Origin of the sequence: Gimesia benthica, from assembly GCF_009720525.1 — a bacterium.
GTDB lineage: Bacteria > Planctomycetota > Planctomycetia > Planctomycetales > Planctomycetaceae > Gimesia > Gimesia benthica.
Map to the genome: position 1 here is coordinate 1,242,090 of NZ_CP043930.1, position 23,146 is coordinate 1,265,235.

Annotated in this window: 14 protein-coding genes; 9 read left to right on the plus strand and 5 right to left on the minus strand. The window is 51.1% G+C overall.

Going from position 1 to position 23,146, the window contains the following annotated elements:
• The first annotated feature begins 106 nt into the window (after positions 1-106).
• Positions 107-427, plus strand: coding sequence for a LysR family transcriptional regulator (locus F1728_RS04865; RefSeq protein ID WP_155363150.1), 321 nt, complete (start codon positions 107-109; stop codon positions 425-427).
• Positions 424-1,014, plus strand: a complete 591-nt coding sequence (locus tag F1728_RS04870; protein WP_155363151.1) for a LysR substrate-binding domain-containing protein — start codon at positions 424-426, stop codon at positions 1,012-1,014. The genes F1728_RS04865 and F1728_RS04870 overlap by 4 nt, the downstream gene beginning before the upstream one ends.
• 88 nt (positions 1,015-1,102) lie before the next feature.
• Here F1728_RS04870 and F1728_RS04875 read toward each other — a convergent pair whose 3' ends face one another.
• Complete coding sequence (locus F1728_RS04875; RefSeq protein ID WP_155363152.1) at positions 1,103-1,783, minus strand: hypothetical protein; 681 nt, start codon at positions 1,781-1,783, stop codon at positions 1,103-1,105.
• Positions 1,784-2,240: 457 nt separating this feature from the next.
• On the opposite strand from F1728_RS04875, the gene F1728_RS04880 reads away from it, so the two are divergent.
• Positions 2,241-3,794: a hypothetical protein gene (locus F1728_RS04880; protein ID WP_155363153.1), complete on the plus strand. Its 1,554-nt coding sequence runs from the start codon at positions 2,241-2,243 to the stop codon at positions 3,792-3,794.
• 213 nt (positions 3,795-4,007) lie between these two features.
• On the plus strand, positions 4,008-5,399 hold the full coding sequence (locus tag F1728_RS04885; protein ID WP_228030508.1) for a neutral/alkaline non-lysosomal ceramidase N-terminal domain-containing protein: 1,392 nt from the start codon (positions 4,008-4,010) through the stop codon (positions 5,397-5,399).
• 71 nt (positions 5,400-5,470) lie between these two features.
• Here the strand turns inward: F1728_RS04885 and F1728_RS04890 are convergent, their stop codons facing one another.
• The gene (locus F1728_RS04890; protein ID WP_155363155.1) at positions 5,471-6,826 is read right to left on the minus strand and encodes a DUF1501 domain-containing protein; all 1,356 of its coding nucleotides are present in this window, start codon (positions 6,824-6,826) and stop codon (positions 5,471-5,473) included.
• 305 nt (positions 6,827-7,131) lie between these two features.
• Between F1728_RS04890 and F1728_RS04895 the strand changes: the two genes are divergently transcribed.
• Positions 7,132-10,041: a PSD1 and planctomycete cytochrome C domain-containing protein gene (locus tag F1728_RS04895; protein WP_155363156.1), complete on the plus strand. Its 2,910-nt coding sequence runs from the start codon at positions 7,132-7,134 to the stop codon at positions 10,039-10,041.
• A 156-nt stretch (positions 10,042-10,197) separates the two neighbouring features.
• On the plus strand, positions 10,198-11,658 hold the full coding sequence (locus F1728_RS04900) for a DUF1501 domain-containing protein (RefSeq protein ID WP_155363157.1): 1,461 nt from the start codon (positions 10,198-10,200) through the stop codon (positions 11,656-11,658).
• Between the two features lie 60 nt (positions 11,659-11,718).
• Here F1728_RS04900 and F1728_RS04905 read toward each other — a convergent pair whose 3' ends face one another.
• The 3 genes from F1728_RS04905 to F1728_RS04915 all read right to left on the minus strand — a co-directional run bounded on the left by F1728_RS04905 (position 11,719) and on the right by F1728_RS04915 (position 18,933).
• The gene (locus F1728_RS04905; RefSeq protein WP_155363158.1) at positions 11,719-13,530 is read right to left on the minus strand and encodes a sialidase family protein; all 1,812 of its coding nucleotides are present in this window, start codon (positions 13,528-13,530) and stop codon (positions 11,719-11,721) included.
• 205 nt (positions 13,531-13,735) lie between these two features.
• Positions 13,736-17,836: a PVC-type heme-binding CxxCH protein gene (locus F1728_RS04910; protein WP_155363159.1), complete on the minus strand. Its 4,101-nt coding sequence runs from the start codon at positions 17,834-17,836 to the stop codon at positions 13,736-13,738.
• Positions 17,836-18,933, minus strand: coding sequence for a LacI family DNA-binding transcriptional regulator (locus tag F1728_RS04915; protein WP_228030793.1), 1,098 nt, complete (start codon positions 18,931-18,933; stop codon positions 17,836-17,838). The genes F1728_RS04910 and F1728_RS04915 overlap by 1 nt, the downstream gene beginning before the upstream one ends.
• 508 nt (positions 18,934-19,441) lie before the next feature.
• Here F1728_RS04915 and F1728_RS04920 point away from each other — a divergent pair.
• The 3 genes from F1728_RS04920 to F1728_RS04930 all read left to right on the plus strand — a co-directional run bounded on the left by F1728_RS04920 (position 19,442) and on the right by F1728_RS04930 (position 21,497).
• Positions 19,442-20,113 carry a biliverdin-producing heme oxygenase gene (locus F1728_RS04920; RefSeq protein ID WP_155363161.1) on the plus strand — a complete coding sequence of 224 codons (672 nt, stop codon included), beginning with the start codon at positions 19,442-19,444 and terminating at the stop codon, positions 20,111-20,113.
• A 168-nt stretch (positions 20,114-20,281) separates the two neighbouring features.
• Entirely contained in the window at positions 20,282-20,680 is a 399-nt protein-coding gene (locus F1728_RS32485) for a response regulator transcription factor (protein WP_390643480.1), read from the plus strand.
• Between the two features lie 322 nt (positions 20,681-21,002).
• A complete protein-coding gene (locus F1728_RS04930; RefSeq protein WP_155363162.1) occupies positions 21,003-21,497 on the plus strand; it encodes an anthrone oxygenase family protein in 495 nt (164 codons plus the stop codon).
• Positions 21,498-23,146: the final 1,649 nt, after the last annotated feature.

Below are 23,146 nucleotides of genomic sequence, written 5' to 3' on the forward strand. Positions count from 1 at the left end.
GAAATCAGAGCGTCAGCCAATACAAAGTTATTTGACGACTTAACGATTGAAAATCGATCTTAATTGCGTGTCGATAGCGTCATTGTATTCGCTTAGGAAAGAGAGCATGGACTGGCTGAATTACCATCACTTACAAAGCTTCTGGGTTGTGGCACGAGAGGGTAGCGTACGTGGTGCCAGTGAAATCCTGCATGTTTCTCCGTCCAGCGTCAGCACTCAGATCAGACAACTGGAGCAGGCCTTTGGAGTTTCTCTGGTCAAAAAGCAGGGCCGTGGGCTGGTGCTCACTGAAACGGGTGCTCAGGTAGCTGAGTATGCCGCAGAAATTTTCTCAACAGGTCGAGAGCTGATGGAGCTCGTCAAAGGGAAACCCATCGGAAACCCATCGGAAACCCCTTGGAACTCCGGGTGGGAATTCGCGACATGATGCCGAAACTAGTGGCATTCCAGCTTCTGCAGCCTGCCCTCATGCTTGATGAACCAATCCGTCTCGTTTGCACAGAAGCCGAAATGCCGCGTCTGGTTGCAGATCTGGCCATTCACAAACTCGATGTCATCCTGACCGACACCGCACTCGATCCTGTTTACAAGGTAAAAGCGTTCTCTCACCGTTTGGGGGAGTCAGACGTTGTGATCATGGGTACGAAGGCACTTGCCCAGAAATATTCCCGGAATTTCCCTGCCTCGCTTGATGGTGCCCCTTTCCTGCTGCCCACAGACGAGAGTGTCCTACGCCACGCAATGGACCAGTGGTTTCGTGACCTGCACCTGACCCCGGTTATCAAAGGCGAATTTGCAGACAGTGCAATGTTGAAGATTGCAGGCCGAAATGGATTGGGGCTGTTCGCGATCCCCGTCCAGATCCAGGAAGATGTTTCTGATATTTATGGCCTACACACAGTTGGATTGGCAAACGGTGTCAAAGAACAATTTTACGCAGTCTCTGTAGAAAGAAAACTCAAGCATCCAGCCGTGATCGCGATCTGTGATAATCCCCTGCAAAACTGCCTGTGACTGGAAGCTTCATTGTCCCTTGATTCTTCCAGTCACAGAGCAGCCTGATTTCATGCTGTGCTTAAAGAAAGATCAGCCAGACAATATCTCATGTCTGATCCAGTTGGAATGTTTGCTTGATTCGTTCCAACAACTCCTGCTCTTCGCGGCACACCGAACCCAATCCCCAAAAACCTCCTGAGGCCAGTGACACACGTTCTGCCATCTTGTAGATGGTACGTCCAATTTTCTGTGTATGTCGTAAGTCTATTTGCTGCATCCTTGCGCTGACAAAATCCTCCCATATCTGCCACAGATCGGCGTCTGGTTTCTCCTCCAACCAGGAACGGAACAGGTTCACTGAAGCTGTATGACCAGAGAGCTCAAAGGGAAATACTGACTGCAGAGCCGCCTGAGCTTCCTGTGAACTGACCGAACCACTTGACCAGGCCGCCATGGCGATCGGAAACATCTGCAACGCAGGCACGTTTTCAGCTCGAATTCCCCGCTTCAACATGCGTTCAATCAAATCATCATCCTCAATTGAACAGGCGCGGGAAAGTCGCGTTTTCTCCTGCTTCCAGAATATATCTTTTTTAAAACGATCACGAATATACTGTTCGGTGGGACAACATCTTAAATCAATTAATTTCTGCAAATTACGACCGGTAGTTTTCGTTGCAACCATTCTCCACCTCACTTTTTTTATTGTTAAAAGATGGTAGTAAGAAGCCCTTTCCAAAAACGGCTCGGTCATCATACGGCAGAAATGGTTGACTGTTTGTTTCATAATCCCATATGAATTGTTCTGTTTTATTTAACAATCGATGACAAGCTGGATGAGCGCAGAAAACTCACAGCATTCGTAATTTTCAGAAAAGGTATATCTCTCTGGTTTGCTGGGGGTACGCCTCAAACAAACAGAAACATTTGGGAAGTCTTTGAAACTTTTGCGTAATTGCGTATCGGATTCTGGAAGCGCGCTGACTCCTGGAAACTTTGATTTTATGGTATTTGAGTCAAAGCAGGAGATGCCCCTGTTTAAGGACAAGAAACTTCGCAGGCTAAAACCTGTGGAATGGAGCAATTAGCAGATGTGGATAGTCTGAAAATCATGAGAGGAGGATTTGCCTGCCTGCCCTTCTTCAAGTAACATCAATAATGACTTATTTGACTGTTGATTCATTCTTTAACAGGCTTTGATCAGTTTCCTTTAATGTCGGCTTCGTCGTAGAAAGCAAGCAGAAATGTCTAAATTCGTTTCTCTGATGAGTCTGGTCCTGACTGCAGGACTTGTTTGTGGAACCGGACAGGTAATCGCGGAATCTAAGACATCGGTCGACCGCATGGCGGGCCCGGTTAACGGCCCCTGGCGGCGTCTGTTCCTGGATGCGATGGTCGTCGAAGAATCGCAGGGACTGGAGCGGGTTTTCCACGCTGCCAAAAAACATGAACAGAACCCGGTCCTCATCGCTGATCAGCCCTGGGAAAAAACGGGACGCTACCCGGGCCCCTACCTCTATGGATCGGTGATGTCGGATCAGGGCAAACTCCGGATGTGGTACCGTTGTTATACTCCCCAGGAAATTTTCTGCTATGCAGAATCGGAGGATGGATTTCATTGGACCAAACCGGAACTGGGACTTTACGAACACAATGGTTCCACCTCAAACAACATTTTCCTGGGGCCAAAATCTGACCTGAGTGTTCCCGCAGACCTCAAAGATCCGCTGTCTCGCTTCCATACAGCCATGGTCTTTAAACAACCGGGAGACGTTCCCGCCGATCAGCGTTACCTGTTATTCGGGTATATGTTGCGGCCCTCCCGGCACAGGGTTGCATTTTCTGCCGATGGACTGCGCTGGAACTTTGCTACTGAGACGGCCCGCAAAGGCCTGATTCCAGGAGGTGATGCGACCACTTACGGTTACGATCCCTATTCGCAGCGTTACATCGCCATGCGTAAGACAGGCAGTTCCGGACTGGCCGGTCACCGTGGAGGCCGCGGGCGGGCTGTGGGTATCTCCTGGTCGAAACCAGGTAATGTACTGGACTGGACAACCCCGGTCTCAGGTCCGGTGCTGGTCCCGGATGACCTGGATCCGGATGCAACCCAGTTCTATAACGGCCCTGTGTTTGCTTACCAGGGAATGTATATCAGTCAGCTCTGGGTTTTTCACGCGCGGTGGTTCAAAGAGGGTCCCTACACGGACCAGAAGATGGCGGAAGCCGAAAAAGGCAGCCCCGTGACGACAGATGTGCAGCTGGCCTGGAGCTGGGATCTCATCAACTGGACACGCACCCCGGAGCGAAAACCATTCATCGCGCTGGGAGATCGTGAACAGAATGAATTTGATTGTGGCTCGATTCACACAGCCGTCGCTCCCGTTGTGGTGGGGGATGAACTGTTTTTTTACTACGGTGCTGCACGCGGCCGATACTTAAATCCCCGCCATCATTCCATTGGTCTCGCGAAACTGCGGCTGGATGGCTTCTGCTCTCTGCAGGCAGATAACGAAGAAGGCTGGTTCATATCACGTCGGGAATCGCTGAAACAACCGGTCGTGACAATCAACGCCAGAACTGGCCACCGGGGTTCAGTCGTCGCGGAGATCCTGGACCGGCACAACGAGGTACTTCCCGGTTTTTCACGAGAGGAATGCATTCCCTTCTCGGGAGACGCCGTAGCACATGAATTGAAGTGGCAGACCAAATCCCTGCCCCCCGACCTGATGGAGGGGGACAAGAAAATTCGATTCTTTCTCAAAGATGCTGATCTCTATTCCTACTTACCCCATTAATCCTGAAAAACGCAATGCACGCTTTAGAGAAACCCGATAAATGATGATTCATGGGACTCGCTGTTATCGATGGCGAACTTGAATAATCGATTGGTTCCCCTCCGGCATAAAGGCCTTCAAATGATTTTCCGAGCCCTGCTCCTGTCACTGTTAATTCCTGTTATCGCTCATGCCGAAGCAGACCCGCAGAGAGTATTTCGTGCGGGCGCAGCTGTGAGTAATATCACTCCGTTTCTGGGGACAGATCTGATTGGAGGCTTTAGTCCCCGAGGTTCGATCCATATCCACGACGACCTCTTTGCACGCTGTCTCGTTCTGGACGACGGTTCGACTCGACTGGCAATCGTCATCATCGACAATGTCAAATTCCCTACGGAAATTCACTTACCAACCAAACAACGGATCCAGCAGACTTCCGGCCTGCCTCCGGAGAACATCCTGATTGCCGCAACGCACACCCACTCGGCCCCCAGTCTACGCGGGACCAGTTACCTTAAGCTCAATGAACCACTGGATGAATACCAGCAGTTTGTGATCCACCGGATTGCCGATGGTGTGCAACGCGCCATCAATAACCTGGAACCTGCACGCATCGGCTGGGGAACCGGCGCGTTGCCGCAACACGTTTTCAACCGTCGCTGGCTGTTGAAACAGGGGCAGAGTGTGACCAGTCCATTTGGTGAGGAAGAACGCGTTGCCACAAATCCGGGAGGACTGCTCTCCCAAATTGACAAACCCGCGGGACCGGTCAATCCAGGGGTATATGTATTATCTGTGCGTTCCCAGGCCGGTCATCCTATTGCATTATTAGCAAACTATTGGCTGCACTATGTGGGCGGTGTAGGGACAGGACATATTTCCGCGGATTATTTCGGGGTATTTGCCAGGGAACTGAACCGGTTACATGCCGTACCCGGGCAGGATCCGCCCTTCGTGGGAATTCTGAGTAATGGCGCCAGTGGCGATGTGAATAATAATGATTATGCGCATTACAATCAGCCGGGACGGAAACGATATGCACGCTATGAAAAAATGCAGGAAGTCGCCTCGGACCTGACGCGTGAGGTGATGCGCGTCGAAAAAAACATTTCGTATCGCGACTGGGTACCACTGGGTGCTGCAGCACAGACGATGACACTCAAGCGCCGCCGTCCGTCAATGGCCCAGGTCTGGCGCGCCAGAGACTTGATCCAAAACGCACCGCCGATCGCAGAACAGGATCGAGATCTGTCCCGTCGCATGGTGTTTGCACGCCGTGCACTCGAAGCAGAGCTCTGGCCCGAAACTGCGGAGGCTTACGTCCAGGCACTGCGAATTGGTGATCTGGGACTGGCAGCTTTGCCATTTGAAACTTTTGTTGAAATCGGTTTCGAGATTCAGGAACAGAGCCCTTTCAAGCAGACTTTCGTTTTCGGTCTGGCGAATGGTGATCTCGGCTATCTGCCGACTCCACGTCAACATGAACTGGGAGGTTACGAGACCTGGCTGACAGTCTCTCATGCCGAAGTCGGCGCCTCTCCCAAACTGGTCAAGAAGCTGACAGCACTGCTGGGCCGACTGCATAAGGAAACTCACATTCCCAACCCCACAGCGAATGGCCAATGATCCCATTCCCCGGTACAGGCCCCCTCACTGAATTCAGACCAGGCTGTTGACGATACGCAGTCAAAGGCAACTTAAACCAACTCTTGAATCGGCTGAGCGGGATCGACCAGATAGGTTGGACGTCCTGATAGATCCGTGACGGTAGCGGTATTCACGTCAATCCCCAGATTATGATACAACGTGGCAAATACTTCGTTAAAACCAACGGGACGATCTTCGACATGTTCTGCGAAACGATTCGTCGAACCGATTACCTGGCCGGTTTTCATCCCTCCGCCTGCCAGCATGGCACATGAAACTTTCGGCCAATGGTCACGTCCGACCTTGGGACTGATTCGGGGGGTACGGCCAAATTCTCCCCAGACGACCACAGATACATCTTTATCCATCCCCCGGTTGCGGAGATCCTCCAGTAACGCGGTCAATCCCTGGTCGAGCATCGGAAAATGTTCTTCCTCATGCTCGAAAATGGTTCCATGAGGTTTACCGTGCCAGTCCCAGCGTCCATAAGCCAGAGTGACGCAACGCACTCCTACTTCGACCAGACGTCGCGCCATGAGAAAATAATCATTTAATAAGGGCCCGGCATCCCCATAGCCGGCAGGTTTGGTAGAACCTCTCCCATAACGATCGCGTAACCTGGGATCTTCTTGAGAAAGGTCCAGTGCCTGCGCCAGTTTGCTGGATGTGAGAATTCCAAATGCCTGTTTAGTATAGGCATCAATCCCCTGCATCTCTTCGATCACTTCCGCCTGGCGACGCATGCGATCGAGTGAAGCTAACAATGATTTTCGGTCATCCAGACGTTCCGCATTCACACCATTGAGCACCATGTCAGCCTTTCCCTCCGCGGTTGGCTTGAATGGGGCATGCGCAACTCCCAGAAAACCGGGCTGCCCTGCATCCGACCAGGGTGAATGACGCATTTTCGGTGAGAGACCGATAAAGGCCGGCACGGCGGGATCAGCCGGTCCCTGCAATTTAGAAATCGTCGATCCCAGAGAGGGCCAGCCTCCCTGTGGCTGGCGATTCGACTTTCTGCCAGTCATACACTGGAATGCAGCATGTCGCCCTTCGGCACCTACAATTGATCTTATGAATGCAAACTGATCAGCCATGCGTGACAAACGAGGCATTAATTCACAAACCTCGATGCCGGGCACGTTGGTCGCAATGGGCTCCCGAGGCCCCCGGATTTCTGCCGGGGCTTCCGGTTTTAGATCAAACCAATCCTGATGGGGTGGGCCTCCTGACAGGAAAACCATGATAACTGATTTGTGAGAATCCTGTTTTCCGGAAAGGTCCTGTGCCCTCAAGATTTGTGGCAGAGACAGGCCCCCCATTCCCAGAGCACCAATCTGCAGAAAATTCCGCCGCGAAACGCCATCACAAAAACGATGCTGATTACCACTGGCAATAGTTAACATAGAGTCTTCTCGCAGTAAGTAAAGAAAGCCGGGGCGATACTTTAACGAAATAATCTCAGCTGGTTTGGGTTGATGTTAATCGAGACCTGCGAACATTTCAACATATTTTGATATATCGAACAGGCAGGCGTCATGTGTGGCTTATGTTCTGAAGTGATCAGAGTGTTTGAAATCCAGACGCTTAAGAGAAGCAATTAACTTTCTCTACCATCTGCAGCATACCCCTGATATATTGCATAAAGGAAATTTTATTTCTCTATATATCGCCAGCTGTGTTTTTGAGTATCGCTCAAAGGATCTTTCTCGTGAACGCAATCAAGATGGTTCTGATCTTCTTTTCGGCATCCTTATTGACTTGCGTTGCCCAGGCGGAAGAATCTGTCAAGTTTAACCGTGACGTCCTCCCGATTCTCTCGAACCATTGCTTCACCTGCCATGGCCCTGATTCGGCAACACGGGCAGCAGGTCTGCGTCTGGATCGGCGAGAGTCAGCCATCGGCAGCGCAGACTCCGGCCGCAACGCGATCATCCCCGGCAAAGCGGATGCCAGCGAACTCATTCAGCGGATCACTGCAGAGAACGAAAGTGACCGCATGCCACCAGTGGATGGTCCGAAACCGCTGAGTACAAAACAGATCGCAATCCTCAAAACCTGGATTGACCAGGGAGCTCAATACGAAGCTCACTGGACCTTCAAAGCACCATTACAACCAAAGATTCCCCAGACCCGTAATACCGCCTGGCCGAAAAACAAGATCGATTCTTTTGTACTGGCCCGCCTGGAACGGGAAGGATTACAACCGGCCCGGACGGCCAGTCGCGAAACATTAATTCGACGCGTGGCCTTTGATCTGACCGGCCTGCCACCCACGCTGCAGGAAATCGACGCGTTCCTTGCCGATCGTTCTCCTGACGCCTATGCGAAAATGGTAGATCGCTATCTCGCCTCCCCTGCCTACGGCGAACACATGGCAAGGCACTGGCTCGATCTGGCCCGTTATGCCGACAGCAACGGCTACCAGTATGATACGGAACGCGAACAATGGGTCTGGCGCGACTGGGTCATCAATGCCTATAACGAAAATAAACCGTTTGATGAATTTACGATTGAACAACTCGCGGGTGACTTATTGCCCGACGCTACGGATCAGCAACGCCTGGCAACCGGTTTTAATCGAAACCATTCAATTACCATCGAAGGTGGCATCATTGATGAAGAATATCGCACCGAATACGTGATGGACCGGCTGGTGACCACCGGTGAAGTCTGGCTGGCACTGACCATTGGCTGCGCCCGGTGTCATGACCATAAATTTGACCCCATCTCACAGAAAGAGTTCTATCAGCTATACGCTTTCTTTAATCAGGTCCCTGAACGCGGCATGCGTGGCTTCGAACCCAAACAACGCATCCCTTCTCCACTGGCGAGAGAGGAACAGCAGAAGTTCGCAACTCAGCTGGCACACCTGCAGGCAGAGTTGGAGAAACCACTCGACATCGATCAGCACCTCAAACGATGGACGCAACAGATCTCAGCGCAGCCTGAACATGGCTGGACCGTGCTGGAGCCTCTGACTATGGAATCGTCCGGTGGTACCACACTCACTCGTCTTCCCGATAAATCGATTCTGGCCAGTGGCGCGAATCCCCGACACGATGTCTATGAAATCACTGCTCAAACCAACTCAACCAATCTCACTGCAGTTCGGCTGCAAGCACTCACGCATGAGTCACTGCCCGGCGGAGGACCGGGACGACACAGCAATTCCAACTTTGTCCTGAGCGAACTGGAACTGACAGCGGTTTCCATCAAGGATCCCTCACAACAACGAGTCGTTAAATTCAGCCAGGCCATTGCCGACTATTCGCAGAATCAATACGAAATTGCACATGTCATTGACGGCAGTGTCTCCGGCAACAACGGCTGGGCTGTAGACGGGCCGTCCCGCAAACTACCAGCAACGGCCATGCTGATCGCGGAGTCACCATTCGGATTTGCAGGAGGAACCAAGTTACAGTTCCGTCTGCGGCACGAAGCTAACTTTGCCACACATGGAGTAGGACGCCCCCGCTTATCCATCACTAGTGATGTCCCCGGGAACCTGCAGTTACACGGGATTCCCGCTGACGTTCGTCAGATCGCAGCCAAACCACAACAGAACCGTACAGACAGCGAGTATAAAAAACTGCGGGAGTATTTCCTGTCCCATCACAATCCCAGACAGAAATGGGAACAACGAATCGCCGATCTGAAAAAACAACAGCAGGCAGCGATCCCGGAAACAATGATCATGCAGGACCTGGCTCAGCCGCGGGCAACTTACCTGCTCAATCGGGGACAGTATAATGAGCCCCGCGAGCAGGTCAGCCCTGATGTTCCCGCAATCTTCCCCTCCCTGCCCGCAACTGCCCCCCGCAATCGCCTGGGTTTCGCCAGGTGGCTTGTAAACCCGGACCATCCCCTGACCGCGCGTGTTGCCGTGAATCGTTACTGGCAGCGAGTCTTTGGACTGGGCCTGGTCAAAACGGCGGAAGATTTTGGCGTGCAGGGGGAATTTCCCAGTCACCCCGCGTTGCTGGACTGGCTGGCCCTGGAGTTCATTCGCAGCGGCTGGGATATCAAACAGATGCAGCGGTTGATTTTGAATTCAGCGACCTATCAGCAAACGTCACACGTCGGCCCCGATTTGTATATCCAGGATCCAGAAAATCGACTGCTGGCCCGCGGCCCACGCATGCGGCTTGCTGCCGAGGAGATTCGAGATGCCACGTTACAGGCCAGCGGCTTACTCGTTGAACAGGTGGGTGGAAAAAGCGTCTATCCCTATCAACCCGCGGGGCTCTGGCTGGAATTAAATAACCGCCCGAATTATTCCAAAGAATATCCACAGGGAACAGGCGAAGACCTTTACCGACGCAGCCTTTATACGTTCTGGAAACGCACCGTCCCGTCTCCCATGCTCAAAACACTCGATGCCCCGGGACGGGAATTCTGCACCATTCGCCGCTCTCGAACCAATACGCCACTACAGGCATTACTCCTGTTAAACGGTCCCCAGTTCGTCGAAGCGGCCCGAAAACTGGCTGAGCGGATGTTGTCTGAGGGGGACAGACCGTTGACAAGCAGATTCAATATGGTTTCCGCCTTGTCACTTCGCGCCCCCCCACTGCTGCTGAACTGGCCGTCTTCCGCTCAGCATATGAAGCCGACCTGAAGTTCTACGCCAGCAATCAGCCAGCGAGACAACGTTTACTAAAGGTTGGTGATTCCCCCTCGAACTCCAATTTACCACAGACTGAACTGGCAGCCTGCACCAATCTGGCCCGCTTGCTCCTGAATCTGGATGAAACGATTACGAAAGAATAACACGATGCGCTCACCCTTGACTGAGTTCCAACTGCAGGAGAACCGGCGGCAGTTTTTCGGACGCGCCAGTACCGGCATCGGCGTGGCTGCCCTTTCGTCATTACTCAATCGGGACCTGCATTCCAGCGAGGCAACCAGCGGTTCTGCACGGGTTGGCGGCCTCCCGGGGATCCCTCACTTCGCTCCTAAAGCCAAGCGAGTGATCTATCTGCTCCAGTCAGGAGCACCTTCGCAAGTCGACTTGCTCGATCATAAACCGTCCCTCGATAAACTGCATATGACCGAACTACCTGACAGTGTTCGCAAAGGACAGCGACTGACAGGCATGACAGCCGGCCAGAAAAAGTTCCCTGTCGTCAAATCGCCCTGGAAATTCCAGCAGCACGGTGAGTCCGGTACATGGATCAGTGAGCTGTTACCGCATATGGGAAAAGTCGCCGATGATATCTGCGTGATTAACTCCATGCACACAGAGGCAATCAACCATGATCCTGCCATCACGTTCTTTCAGTCAGGACATCAGCAACCGGGACGACCGAGTATCGGCGCCTGGCTCAGTTATGGACTGGGAAGCGAAACAGAAAACCTGCCCTCATTTGTCGTGCTGCTCAGCAAAAACTCGTTTCACCAGGCCCAACCGCTTTATGACCGCCTGTGGGGCAGCGGCTTTTTATCCTCGAAATACCAGGGAGTCAAATTTCGTAGCCAGGGTGACCCGGTACTTTACCTGAATGACCCGGCCGGCAGCAGTGACTCACAAAGACGCGTGTTACTGGATCGACTGGCAAAACTCAATCAGTTCCGCGCTGAGGAAATTGGTGACCCGGAGATTAATACACGCATTGCACAATATGAAATGGCTTATCGCATGCAGACCTCGGTTCCTGAACTGGCCGATATCTCGGATGAGTCCTCCAGTACCCTCGAACTCTATGGTGACGATGTCAAGGAACCGGGAACGCATGCGGCTAACTGTCTTCTCGCACGGAGACTGGCTGAACGCGGCGTTCGCTTCATTCAGGTGTTTCACCGTGGCTGGGACCACCATAGTAATGTCCAGAAGCACTTACCGACCCTGACCAGGCAGACCGACCAGGGGTCAGCAGCGTTGATTGCGGATTTAAAACAGCGCGGGATGCTGGACGAAACACTGGTAATCTGGGGTGGCGAATTTGGTCGGACAGTCTATTCGCAAGGGAATCCCCAATCGTTTGGCCGGGATCATCACCCGCGCTGCTTTTCGATCTGGATGGCCGGCGGAGGGATTAAACCTGGAATCACTTACGGGCAAACCGACGATTACGGCTATAACATCACCGAAAACCCGGTGCATGTACATGACTTCCACGCCACAATCCTGCATTGCCTGGGCATCCACCACGAACAGCTGACCTATCGCTTCCAGGGACGAGATTATCGTCTGACGGACGTGCACGGAAATGTCATCCATGACATCCTTACATGACAACCAGAGTCCCCCCCAGCTCACTTCTATCCGACAGATTCTCCACGCGCACACCAGACTCTACTGTTGATCCCAACCAGGAACCACCTGTTTCACATATCGCTGCTCGTGTGCCATTTGTTCGTGCACACTGCAGGCAGGTGCAAATGGATCTGTGACAGTTACTTCGACTTGTTCCACCAGTAAACCCTCTAAGTCGGTTTGCTCCGCGGTCGACCTGAAGCGAACATATGACAAACCGTTCAATGTAGGATGACGCAGCGGCAGTTCGATGGGCTTTCTGTCATCAACTTTCAAGGAGCAGGTCCGGGCGGAAAGATCCCACTCAAAACTTAGAGTAATCCACTCATCTGCCGTCAAATCCAGGTCACTCAGCTCGACTCGAAACACGGCCAGTTCTTCACCGAGGTCATTTGACGGATCAAACATACGATCATTCAAAGTAATCATTGATCCCTGGGAACCGGAGCGTAGTTTGATACGTGTCTGCAATGTGCCTTTCCAGCCGTTTGGAAAGTTCCAGGTCGCACCATCCGCAGGGAGATCAGGCTGTTTACGAACATGCAGGCAGTTTCTGGTTTTACTATCCGGGTGCTCAATCAGTACTGCCCCGGGGTCGCGTGCCCGCCACCAGCGTTTAGCAGGACCATGCTGAGTATAGGCCGACCACTGTTTTAAGCCTTCTGAAAAATCGGTACGCGCCCGGGTATCTACGATCCAGGCGGGGTCGATCAGAATGGGATTGCGTCCCCCTTTTCCCTGACCTGCTAAAACCACGAGCCGACCATCATTCGTATAGGCGGCAAGTGGATAAGCCGTACCACGATCCCCATTTTTTGCAGGATTATCATTCCGCCGATGATCCAGATAAATCTCCCGAAATCCGCGCCAGGTCTTGCCTTCATCCTCGGACACCGCGATGTGCAGCGCATCACGACCTCCATACACGCCTGCTCCATCAGCCCGCGGTGGCATCTCGCAGTTATTCCAGCAGACCACCAGCCATCCGTTCCGATGACGCATGATATTTGGTGGTCCTGTGGAGGTATTGAATCGGCTTGCCCGGGCTGGTCTCCAGGTGGTGCCGCTGTCGGAAGAAAACGATTCGTAAAGAAAGCCCGCCGTCGTGCGCATCAGCATCCAGATTCTTCCGTCAGAGAGTTCTTCCAAAGCCGGTTCGCAAGCCCCTTCGTTCGATCCGTTAAACCCCGCATAACAGGGCGAAGTCAGCTTACTCTTGCTCAACTTCCAGCTGTCACCCCCATCATCAGAATACTGAATCACCGTCTCGTGCCGTCCTGTTGGAGGCACTGCCTTTGCATGAGGAATCAGACTCCCATGTGGAACAACCAATCGGCCATTCCCGAGTTCCTGATACTCCATCAGAGACCCGTTGTAACCTCGCCAGGTCAAAAGTGGTTGCTTTACATATACAGGCCCGGCGCGATGGATCCAGGTATTCAGGTAACGCGGGAGTCCCACTTTTTTCGCGGTTTCCCTGTCCAGTCCCTCTTGCTGGACGCGAATACTTTTCACCTGACCATCCTGCGACAGAACGACCTGCGTGTTATCGAGCACACCGCTGTTGATGATTGTCTCACTCGACAGGACTTCCTGGGGCAAGTGAGGTAAAAGTATGTGCTGTTTTCCCTCGGTATCAGGTAGTGAAAGCGGTCCTTCTTCCGGAGAGTAACGATCATAAAATGCGAAACTACCGTCTGGCAGACGCATGATGGCAAATGCCGTTCTCGCTCCTCCGGCCGCTCCGGAATCGTGTACACTTTCTTCCTGGAGGAGCATGACCGGCGGTTCTGCAGCTGGAGTCTGATCAACCAGAGCAAGCAGCAGCAGTAAACAAACACGGAAAGTCATCTGGAATTCTCCTTCAGTAAAGAGGATCAGTTCGATGAATCAGCTCTCGTCTACATCAATCTGTCTCAGAGTCCTGGTCAAAGAGTCATAACGACTGTTCAGGAATTTGACCAGCATCTAAAAGATAAGATTAAGTGTGCTGATTTGACATCCCACGGTTTTAATTTCTGAAGTCCGGTATGTGCCTTAATGTTGTATTTCTGTTTTACTTGAAGGATTGCAGTAGCAGTTTTGCTGCCTGACCATGGTCAAGAGGCTGCCCCGCAGGTCGATCGTGAATCAGGATCGCGTAGGACAGATGAAATGTTTCTCCTCGTTTAATCGGGGTCTTCACATAAGGTTCGCGGCGTTCCCGGGGCTGCTTCGGAAAGGGATTGAAGACAACCACACCGTAGTCGCGGGCGTGCAGCCACGATGGCCGGGGGTTACCAGGGTCGGGTAGTACCATCACTCCGACCTCGCGTCCCTGCACCGTCCCCATATAATCAAACCACCGAGCCTCCTTTCCCCAGACCTGTGCCCCATTCCTTTCACCCCGATCATTAAGAATTGTGCCACTCCCGCCCTGCACCCGTAAGGGAGAGGCGATGCGAACAGCCAGCCCTGATTCTTCCTGGTCACCAAAATAGAAATCATGCTTATCAGATTGATACTCGGCATCAATCCTCAGGATCAATCCGTCAGGAGTTCGTTCAAAACGGTAACGTGTGATCTCGTTACATACGACATCCAGTTTGTCCTCGCTCAGAAACAGATTACTCACTGCAAAGCTGCCGGTGCCCCGGCTTCCAGCGGGAGGTTCGACATACCCATTAAATTGAACCTGAGCCTGCAGGCGCCAGTAATCATTGCCATTCACATCACCGAAACCAATCCACAGTCCCGGGTGCATGACCGGATGAATGATTCCATCTTCCGCCTGGTAACCGGGGTCGATGTCTTCAGGCCTGCGCGGTGGAAAATTGCGCGTAACCTGAATTCCCCCAGGCGTCCTAAGGTTTACAAGTGCCCGACGCGTCAACCGCGGATGCTGCTTGAGGTAGGTCGCGATCTGCTGTGATTTGAAAAATATTTCAAGCCGGTCGTTGTGCTCTCGAAATGAAAATCCCTCACGATCGCCAACCTTTCTCTGCGTCAACAGCCAGGCCACAATGTCAGCGATCTGCTGAGCATTCAACATCTTACCGAACCCATTCGGCATCGGTGAAACCCTGGTTCCGATCCGTTCTTCAATTTCAGCAACAGCAATCGTTTGAATGACACCATCCGTGCCAACCAGTTTCAGAGACTGTTGGGTTTCCTCCAGGACGGCCCCCGAAATCACCCTGCCCTCTACGGTCACAATCTGTTGCAGGGCGAATCCTTCAGTAATGACCTTGCTCGGTTCGAGGATGGATTCAATCAGCACGCCTGGTTCCCGGGCGCGGCTACCGATGTCGGACAGATCGGGGGCGAGCACACCGCCGACCCCCTCCATCCGGTGACATTTGAAACATCCGGCCCCCTGGGGATGCAGGAACAGCTCCCGTCCCCGTTCTGGATCTGCGGTTTGCATCTGGGAGAGCACCTGGTCGCTCGTTGCTGTCTGCGAGTTATCCGCTGGCGATAAAATCTGACGCTGAAAAATGACGAGATAGTTCCCGCGACCAGAATCGGTCTTCGGTTGATTCGTATTTCCGCCGAGCACAACCCGACCTGCCGGAAAATGTTTGCGATACAATCGAAAAACAGGATCCGTCGTTGTCAGTTTCAGGCCCGTATCTTCAAATCCTCCCGGCTGTCCGACCTTCATCCATTCCAGCTCATCGGGGTTTCGCAGATCGGTTCCCACGATGAGATCGCAGTCTTCGGTTGTGACCAGCGACAGCCATTCTGCTCCCGTTGAGCGATCGTCTCCATTGGCAGTTCTCAGAAACGGTAATCCGTCCAGTTCATCGGGGACCTGAGTGATATAGTAATTCCGATCCGTATAATGCCGCTTACCGACATCGAGTCCAGTCCAGTCCAGTTCATAATAACGACCGCTGGGAGTCTGAACCTCAGAGACGAATTCACGGTGCCGATAGGCGGGTACGTGTCGAATCTCATATTCAGCAGTCACAATCTGACTGCTGCCATTATTTCCCCGATTGACGGCCACGCGCAGCCGGCTCGTGTGGTCAATTGGTATCGGCCCCTCAACGCGTCGCGATGTGTGAGTTGGCAGAGATCCATCGAGGGTGTAGGTAAGGAATGCCCCTGCAATCGTGGATTGGACTTTCACGTTGACGGTTCGGGAATACTCTCCGGGAGGTGGATCGAATTGCACCAGCGGAGTCGCCTGCCCCGTCTTTTCCAGCCAGTCGTTAACCAGTTTGACAATACGAGAATCCTCATCATTTCGGAACGCGAGTGCTGCAGCGCCGTTGATGGAGCCGTCATGAAACAATCCCAACAATGTTGCGAGTCGAACCCCCGCGCGAGGATCCTCCAGCCACTTTGTTCGCTCCTGCAGGGACGCCAGCCCGCGGAGTGTATTCCAGGTTGAGAAAAAGACGACCCGATCTGTTTCATCAGCAGCCACCTGCAGTAAATCATGGATCCACTCTTTTTGTTCGGCCTGCCAGATCGCCTGTACTGCTGCATGTCGCAGCCCTGCATCTTCGCTGGTCAAGAAGGGAAGTACCGCATCAGGCAGAGTCCTACATTGTTCAAACTGTCGAATGCGATGGGCCAGGATACGCAAGGCCTGAATTCGGGCATTGCGGGTCGCTTCCGAATCAGCAAGAATTCCTGACAGATATTGATCGATACTGACTTCAGGTGTACTTGCTCCGAGAGTCCACAGTGCCCAGGTCTCACTGGCAGTGCTCAGCTCTCCCTGGTTCAACCTGGAGAATAAATATTTCTGAGCAGGCTCACCTCGTCTGAGCAGTTCACTTTGTGCATTCACGCGCCAGGCGGGAACGTCACTGGCCAGGTCCTGAAACAATTGATCGAGCGTCCATTGTCCCTGTGGTTTACGGCGCAGGTCGTGTTGCCAGTCTTTGAGAGGATTATCGGCATAGCGGATGCGATAGACACGCCCTGCATCCACCTGTTTACCATCTTTAATCGTAGCTCCGTAAGCATGTCCCCAGCTCAGAATGTATATCGTTCCACCAGGGCCGACTTCTATATCAGTCGGCTCAAATATCCGACCGGAACTCGCTGGTAAAGACCGGCCTCCCTCTGCATGCGCAAATACCGGCGGAAAGTCTCCCTCGCACTTCATCAGTGCTCCATCCCACCGCGGGCGGAACGTATACACTTCCCGACGCATCCAGTCATTGATGAAGAAGACCCCCTGATACTCTTCGGGAAACTGGTCCGCATGATAATGAATCACACCGGCCCCTGATCCTTCAAACAGCGGAGCACTGGCAGGGACCGTAGGTAGATGCCCTGCTCCCGTCCAGTGGAAACTCCAGGGGTGCCCCCACCCCAGGTGCGCTCCATAGAACGGCGCAAAGATCTTATCTCCCTGCGTCTGATCATTGTCGGTTCCCAGCCAGTGAAAACCATCATCAAAGGTAATATCCCAGGGGTTGCGGAATCCCCGGGAAACGATTTCCAGGCCTTTGCCGGACGGTTTCCCATCCTGGTAGGGATCACAACGCAGAATTCCCCCCTGCTGCCCCCAGTCATCCTGAGGTGTGTGATATTGGCGTCGATAGGTCTGTTTTGTGAAATATTCGACTGGTGTGTAGTCTGGAGCCCCCTCTGGAGAAGGTAGTCCCCAGAGTTCCCGAAACACTTTAGGAGCGAGCTGATCCAACCGGTTATAACCTTTCGAATTCCCCTTCGACATATACAATTTACGATCAGGACCGAAGTTCAATCCATGCAGTGAGTGTTCCAGATTTCCCAGACCTGTATAGACGCGAATATATAAGTCAGCTTCATCGTCGTTATCAGTATCACGAACAACAGTCAGGTCAGGCGCATTGGCCACCCAGAGATCATCACCGTGCCAGGCCAGCCCCTGGATGGAATTAAACCCTTCAGCAAACGTCTTGCGCTGGTCACTGATCCCATCGCCGTTAGTATCAGTGAGAATATCGACGCGATCACCGGGAGTGTCAGGTGTGGGACCGCGCCACTGAGGTCCCTGGGCGACACAGATTCTCCCCCAGCGGTCAAATGCCAGCACACACGGATTACTGACCAGCGGCTCTCGGGCTACAACATCGACCACGAAGCCTTCAGGAACAATCGGTAAATCATCGCCGGCCAGCAACTCGATTCTTATGGATAACAGCAATAACAGAATCAGGCGAAAGTTCATTATTTTTTCCTCATCAAGTCAGCAACTGACATCCCCTCCACCAAGCGTGGTTGTACAGACACCGTGATGCAGGGAGAGCTGGGATGTTGAAGTCTCCAGATCAATTGCTCAACTGCCTGTTGGCCGATTTGCTCGGCACAAATATCAACAGTGGTGACTTCCGGATATAGTCCCTGCAGCAAAGGCAATTCGTTATTACAAGAAATCAAGCTGAGATCTTTACCGATCTGAAGACCGCGCCGGCTACAGCAACGGTATACCAGTGCCGCAATACTGTCTGCCGGGCAGAAGAGAGCCGTCGGTTTACTCCTTAGTTTCAATACTTTATCTAACAGGTGTTCGACCTGATTGGTGTCATTAACAGTCTGCAGTGGCAGTGACCAATGCGATTTCTTCCCTGCGACTCTCTCGACTTTGCCACCGTGTTGAGCGATATGCCATGTGAAACTGGCGCTGCGTTGACCCAGTGTGACGTGATCCGGTTTGGGGTCTAAAAGAGCAACACGTCTATGGCCCCTGGAAATGAGATACTCGGCAGCCAGACGGCCTACTTCGACATCGTTCGATTCCACAACATCCCCCCAGTCAATGCCACGGGGACGACCAAGAAACCAGACCGTAGGAAGCTGTCTTAAGCGATCGATGAGAGTTTCATCCGCCTTTTCAAGTATATTTCCCTGCAGCGCAGCTTTGACCAGCAGGCCATGCAGTTTTTGTGAGGCGAGGGTATCAGGCAACTTGTCCAGATAAGGCAAGTCCCATAAAAGCACATTAGCGCCAGCCCGGGAAAGCGACGACTCAACACCATGTATGCCACTGGCCACCGAAGGGAGATTTGCCAGCGACCGATCCATTCCCAGCAGAAGAACAGCGATTTGCTGTCGCAATAACTCCCGTCCTTCCGCCACCGATTTTCGCTTGCGTAAAGGTGAGTACCCCAGTTCTTCTACAGCGTCTCTAACTCGTTGTGCTGTCTCGGCAGATACATTGGGCACACCGCTGAGCACTCGACTGACCGTGCCCACGGAAACAGCTGCTAACCTCGCGACATCCTTGACTGTTGCTGACATCGATAAATCCAGATTCAAAAAAATCATTTCAAACAAATTTATTTCATTGAAATAAGACTATATTCATATGAAACATATTGCAAGCGAAGCAGTGAGCCGGGGGGTTATTTCAAGACCTGAAGCACTTGAATGTTATTCAGCCCTGATGATAGTTCCAGGAGACCCCCAAAGAATTAGACGAATCAGATGGATAAAGCAGGCGGTGATCTCTGATTCATTTTACGATGATTTCTTCATGCATCAGCCTCCATGCGCGGTACCTCTCGATCAATCGATGCCATCCCATCGCGTAAAATCCGTATCAGCGAGAGAAAATTCTCTTGGAGAAATCGGACAGTACAATCCTCCTGACAACGCACACAGTTTCAGATGGTCCACAAACATATCCATCTATACTGATGAGAAATCTGTAAAATAAATTGACTTCCATTAGTAAATAATATTGGGCTGCCTACAACTATTATTGAGTGTGGTTTTATAGAAATGGAATCACCCGAGAGGGTTCAAATGCAAATCACCTACAGTATCCCAGTTGGTGATTGAAAAAGTTTTTGCGTTTCATTTATCCAAATTGACTGAACTCATTTTGAAACTCTTAGTCATGCAAGATTTCGCAACGGAGATCCGGGAAGCGGTTCATGAATTGCACCAGCAGATCGAATCTACTTATCTCGCATTTCGAATGATGCATGGAATCATTTCGAAGCCAGAATATTCCTGGATTCTAGCACAGCTATACTACTTGCATCGTTTCCTGGAGCCGACCTGGCAAGCAGACAGTACCCTGGCTGGACTCTTCGACTTAAATAAATATTCTCGACTGCAAACCATTCAGGCTGATTTGAACCTGCTTGTGAATGGCGACATGCCTGCCATTGATCCCACAACCCAAAAGCTACTCCAGCAAACCTCAGCCATGTATCAGGAAAATAAATACTCGCTGATTGGTGTATTGTATGTCCTGGAAGGATCGAGGCTGGGCTCAGTGTATTTAACCGAGCCTCTGATGAATGCTTTATCGCTTCAGGACACAACAGGGGCCGGTTTTTTTCTCTGTACCCCAGAGCCATGGTACAAAGACTGGTACCGCTTCAAAGAGAGCATCAATCAGATTGATGATCTGCCCCAGCAGTTTGAAGGCATTAAGTATGCCGCAGTCAAAACATTTGAAGGAATGATTGAGCTGTACCAGACAAAACCAGCTTGAAACGATCTATATCATCCTACTCTGCTGTTAAAAAAATGATTCTATCTCGAGATTCACCCAGTCAGTTCATGCCACCCAGCGTTCCGCGGTATGACATGTTTTGTGCACCACTTTCAGCCTGTGAAAAGAAAGTCTCGCCAGCTGGAATTTATTGCTGATCGCTGACCTATGAATTTTTCAAGAAAAAACAAAGTTTACATCATCGATGACGACAAAGATGTAGCTCAGTCTACTGTCATTCTGCTTCAGGCTCATGGCCTGCAAACCGAGTTATTTCACTCAGTGGAGGACTTTCTCACAGAAACTGATCCCACGATATCAGGCTGTGTGGTCTCTGATTATGCGCTGGAAGGGAACTGGAATGGCATTGACCTGCTGCGGAAGATACAGGATCTGGGATACAGGATCCCATTCATTCTCGCATCTGGCTCTTTGAACCACAGTTCCCGGTTAACTGCGGAAAAGTCCGGTGCCTTTGCGATTCTTGAAAAACCTTACCCTTCAGATATTTTATGTGAAACGATCTATGCCGCACTGAAACATAATGATGGCCGATTCCCGAATTGATTATCGCTTGCGGGTTTTATGCATTCACAATTTGTGAATCAGACTTAACCTGAATCGAATATTTAGAGGCTGTCTTCTTAAGCTGCGATCAGATTATCAGCTTACGATTCGCCTTTAAAAACACTCGCAGATGCAGTTCATTTTCACATATGCAGACTTGCATGTCATGTTGCCGCGACTTGCACTTTGAGAGAATGAAACCAAGCCACTCCCGGAGTCCACAGAGACCGATACCCAAACACTGGCAAATCTCTACATGGATAAAGCCTACATGAGTCGGTAACATTTTTTGTCACAAAATCAATTACCCGAAGGGCAATCTATGGATTTCTTAGAAATGGCTTTGGTCGCAGCGACTTTGCTGTGCTCTTTAGTCGCTGGTTTTCTCTTCGCATTTGCCGTAGTCGTTATGCCGGGCATCAGCAGTCTGAGCGACCAGCATTTCATATCTACCTTTAGAGTCATGGATCGTGTGATTCAGAACAACCAACCACTTTTTATGCTGGTCTGGATAGGTTCGATAATCACGCTGATTACGTTTACGGTTTTAGGCATTTCAGAATTACCCCGGGTTGAGCAGGCAATCCTGGCAATTGCCACGTCACTGTATCTTCTGGCTGTGCAATTACCAACTCTGACAATGAATATTCCACTGAACAATAAACTGCAATCACTCAGTGTAGAGAAGATGGGAGTAGATGAATTCCGCGCTGCTCGCGATGAATTTGAAACGCGATGGAAGTATTGGAATGCGATCCGGACAGTTTCCGCTATCGTGACATCGTTGATGCTTATAATCCTGTTATTTCTGCAGTGATTACAAATCCGTATGTCTTAACTGATCCAGCCACATTTCTCTGAATTTTAGTGACCACTTATAGTGAGTTCAGGCTGATTTTCTCAGTCCACACCCGGCATGACTGCCTAAAGTGAATTAGATGCCCTGGTGAAAAGCCCGATAGACTCCTCTCAAATATGGTTAAGAGCCTCATTAAACTATCCATATGGTGTTAGAGTACCGCTATCCGAGTGGGCCGTAGAAAGTCCCGCCTAAAATAACGCGTAATCACACATACCCCTGATCCATGGATTCTCAGCATTTATTTCTGTATAGCAGGTGGAAGCAACCTGTTTGACCGTAAGCGAAGTCATTCTGCTGAGAAGGTACAGAATCTGTGTTTCAGAGTTACAGAATTTCTATCATTATCGTCGCCAGTTCTCTTAACCAGAGTTCCCAGTTGACTCCAGAAAATCAGATGCCATTGCCATTCTTGATAAACGTTATAATTCATAAATTTTGTGTCAAAAGATCTGCGTTCAACCTGAACAATCGTCGGTTCCCAGAAGTGATTCTCGCACGTGTAGAAAGTGTATTCACATTTTTGAATCAGACTCATCCAGCCTCAAAGCGGAATTACTAAATTCACACAGTGTGAGACCAGTTGATCAACTCATAAATCGCTTGGAAAAAAATTCAGACGCTGCTGAATTTCACCGCTGCAGAGCACACCGGCCACCTGTTCAACATCCGCACAAACCAGCTCTCACCATACGAACTAAACGAGGCACCGGATAAACCGGCCATACTCAAATGCCAACCGCCGTGATTCAGAACCGGAGATCTCTTGAAACCAAGGGTACGGGAGTACCGTAAACCAAACAGAGAAGCAGACAACTTAATCTGAAGTGGTGCTTGCTAAGTTGAATGACTTGCCCTAGTATCTCTGCAGCGCTTCCTATGCTAGACTCAGGAAATAATCATGAATTTATAATCATAATTTCTCCGCCAGCGATTGATCGTCGTTCAAGCTGAATACGAACAAGCACTGCGTTCATGAATTATCCTACCCCAGTTTACCGCCAAACTATTAATCGGGGTTTAAAGATGCGCTCTTGCTACATTCATTCTGCCACCTGGCACCGACTAAAGAAACAGGGAACGATTTCCTATGATGGAAATTGCATCATGGGCACCGCAGTTCCTCCGGATGATTGTGTGCTTAAGGATCAACTTCAGCCCCTTTCGAATAAAAACACACTACTATATTCTTTCAAACTCACGGGTGATCTGCAGCATGCATCCTGCTCCGTGTTGCGGATAGCAAATTCTCTACAGATCAAAGGACTTAAAAAGTCTGATCCCCCTGCTCCATTGCTGAATCTCCATGTTCAATCCGGACACCTCTGTCTGGCAATTCGGGAATTCAAGTATCCAGCAAGATGGTGTCGAGAGACACAGTCCTACTCTTTAAAGCCAGCTTATCAACAGGGACATGAGCTGTTTCCTGTCAAATCTGATCACTGGGTTGACCTTGAGATCGAGATGAAGTGGAGTCACTCAAACCTCGGCTTCATCAGGTGTAATGATTTGATCTTTCCAAATCTACATACCAAATTCAATCACTACCCCTGCGAACTTAGTCTGGGAATCATGTCCGGTTCCATTCCTCTTCATAATACGATCAG

Excerpts from the sequence above, each read along its gene's own strand:
- F1728_RS04870 (WP_155363151.1), top strand. The coding sequence starts at position 424 with ATGATGCCGAAACTAGTGGCATTCCAGCTTCTGCAGCCTGCCCTCATG.
- F1728_RS04900 (WP_155363157.1), top strand. The coding sequence starts at position 10,198 with ATGCGCTCACCCTTGACTGAGTTCCAACTGCAGGAGAACCGGCGGCAG.
- F1728_RS04905 (WP_155363158.1), bottom strand. The coding sequence starts at position 13,530 with ATGACTTTCCGTGTTTGTTTACTGCTGCTGCTTGCTCTGGTTGATCAG.
- F1728_RS04915 (WP_228030793.1), bottom strand. The coding sequence starts at position 18,933 with ATGATTTTTTTGAATCTGGATTTATCGATGTCAGCAACAGTCAAGGAT.
- F1728_RS04865 (WP_155363150.1), top strand. The coding sequence starts at position 107 with ATGGACTGGCTGAATTACCATCACTTACAAAGCTTCTGGGTTGTGGCA.
- F1728_RS04910 (WP_155363159.1), bottom strand. The coding sequence starts at position 17,836 with ATGAACTTTCGCCTGATTCTGTTATTGCTGTTATCCATAAGAATCGAG.
- F1728_RS04890 (WP_155363155.1), bottom strand. The coding sequence starts at position 6,826 with ATGTTAACTATTGCCAGTGGTAATCAGCATCGTTTTTGTGATGGCGTT.
- F1728_RS32485 (WP_390643480.1), top strand. The coding sequence starts at position 20,282 with ATGAATTTTTCAAGAAAAAACAAAGTTTACATCATCGATGACGACAAA.
- F1728_RS04930 (WP_155363162.1), top strand. The coding sequence starts at position 21,003 with ATGGATTTCTTAGAAATGGCTTTGGTCGCAGCGACTTTGCTGTGCTCT.
- F1728_RS04880 (WP_155363153.1), top strand. The coding sequence starts at position 2,241 with ATGTCTAAATTCGTTTCTCTGATGAGTCTGGTCCTGACTGCAGGACTT.
- F1728_RS04875 (WP_155363152.1), bottom strand. The coding sequence starts at position 1,783 with ATGAAACAAACAGTCAACCATTTCTGCCGTATGATGACCGAGCCGTTT.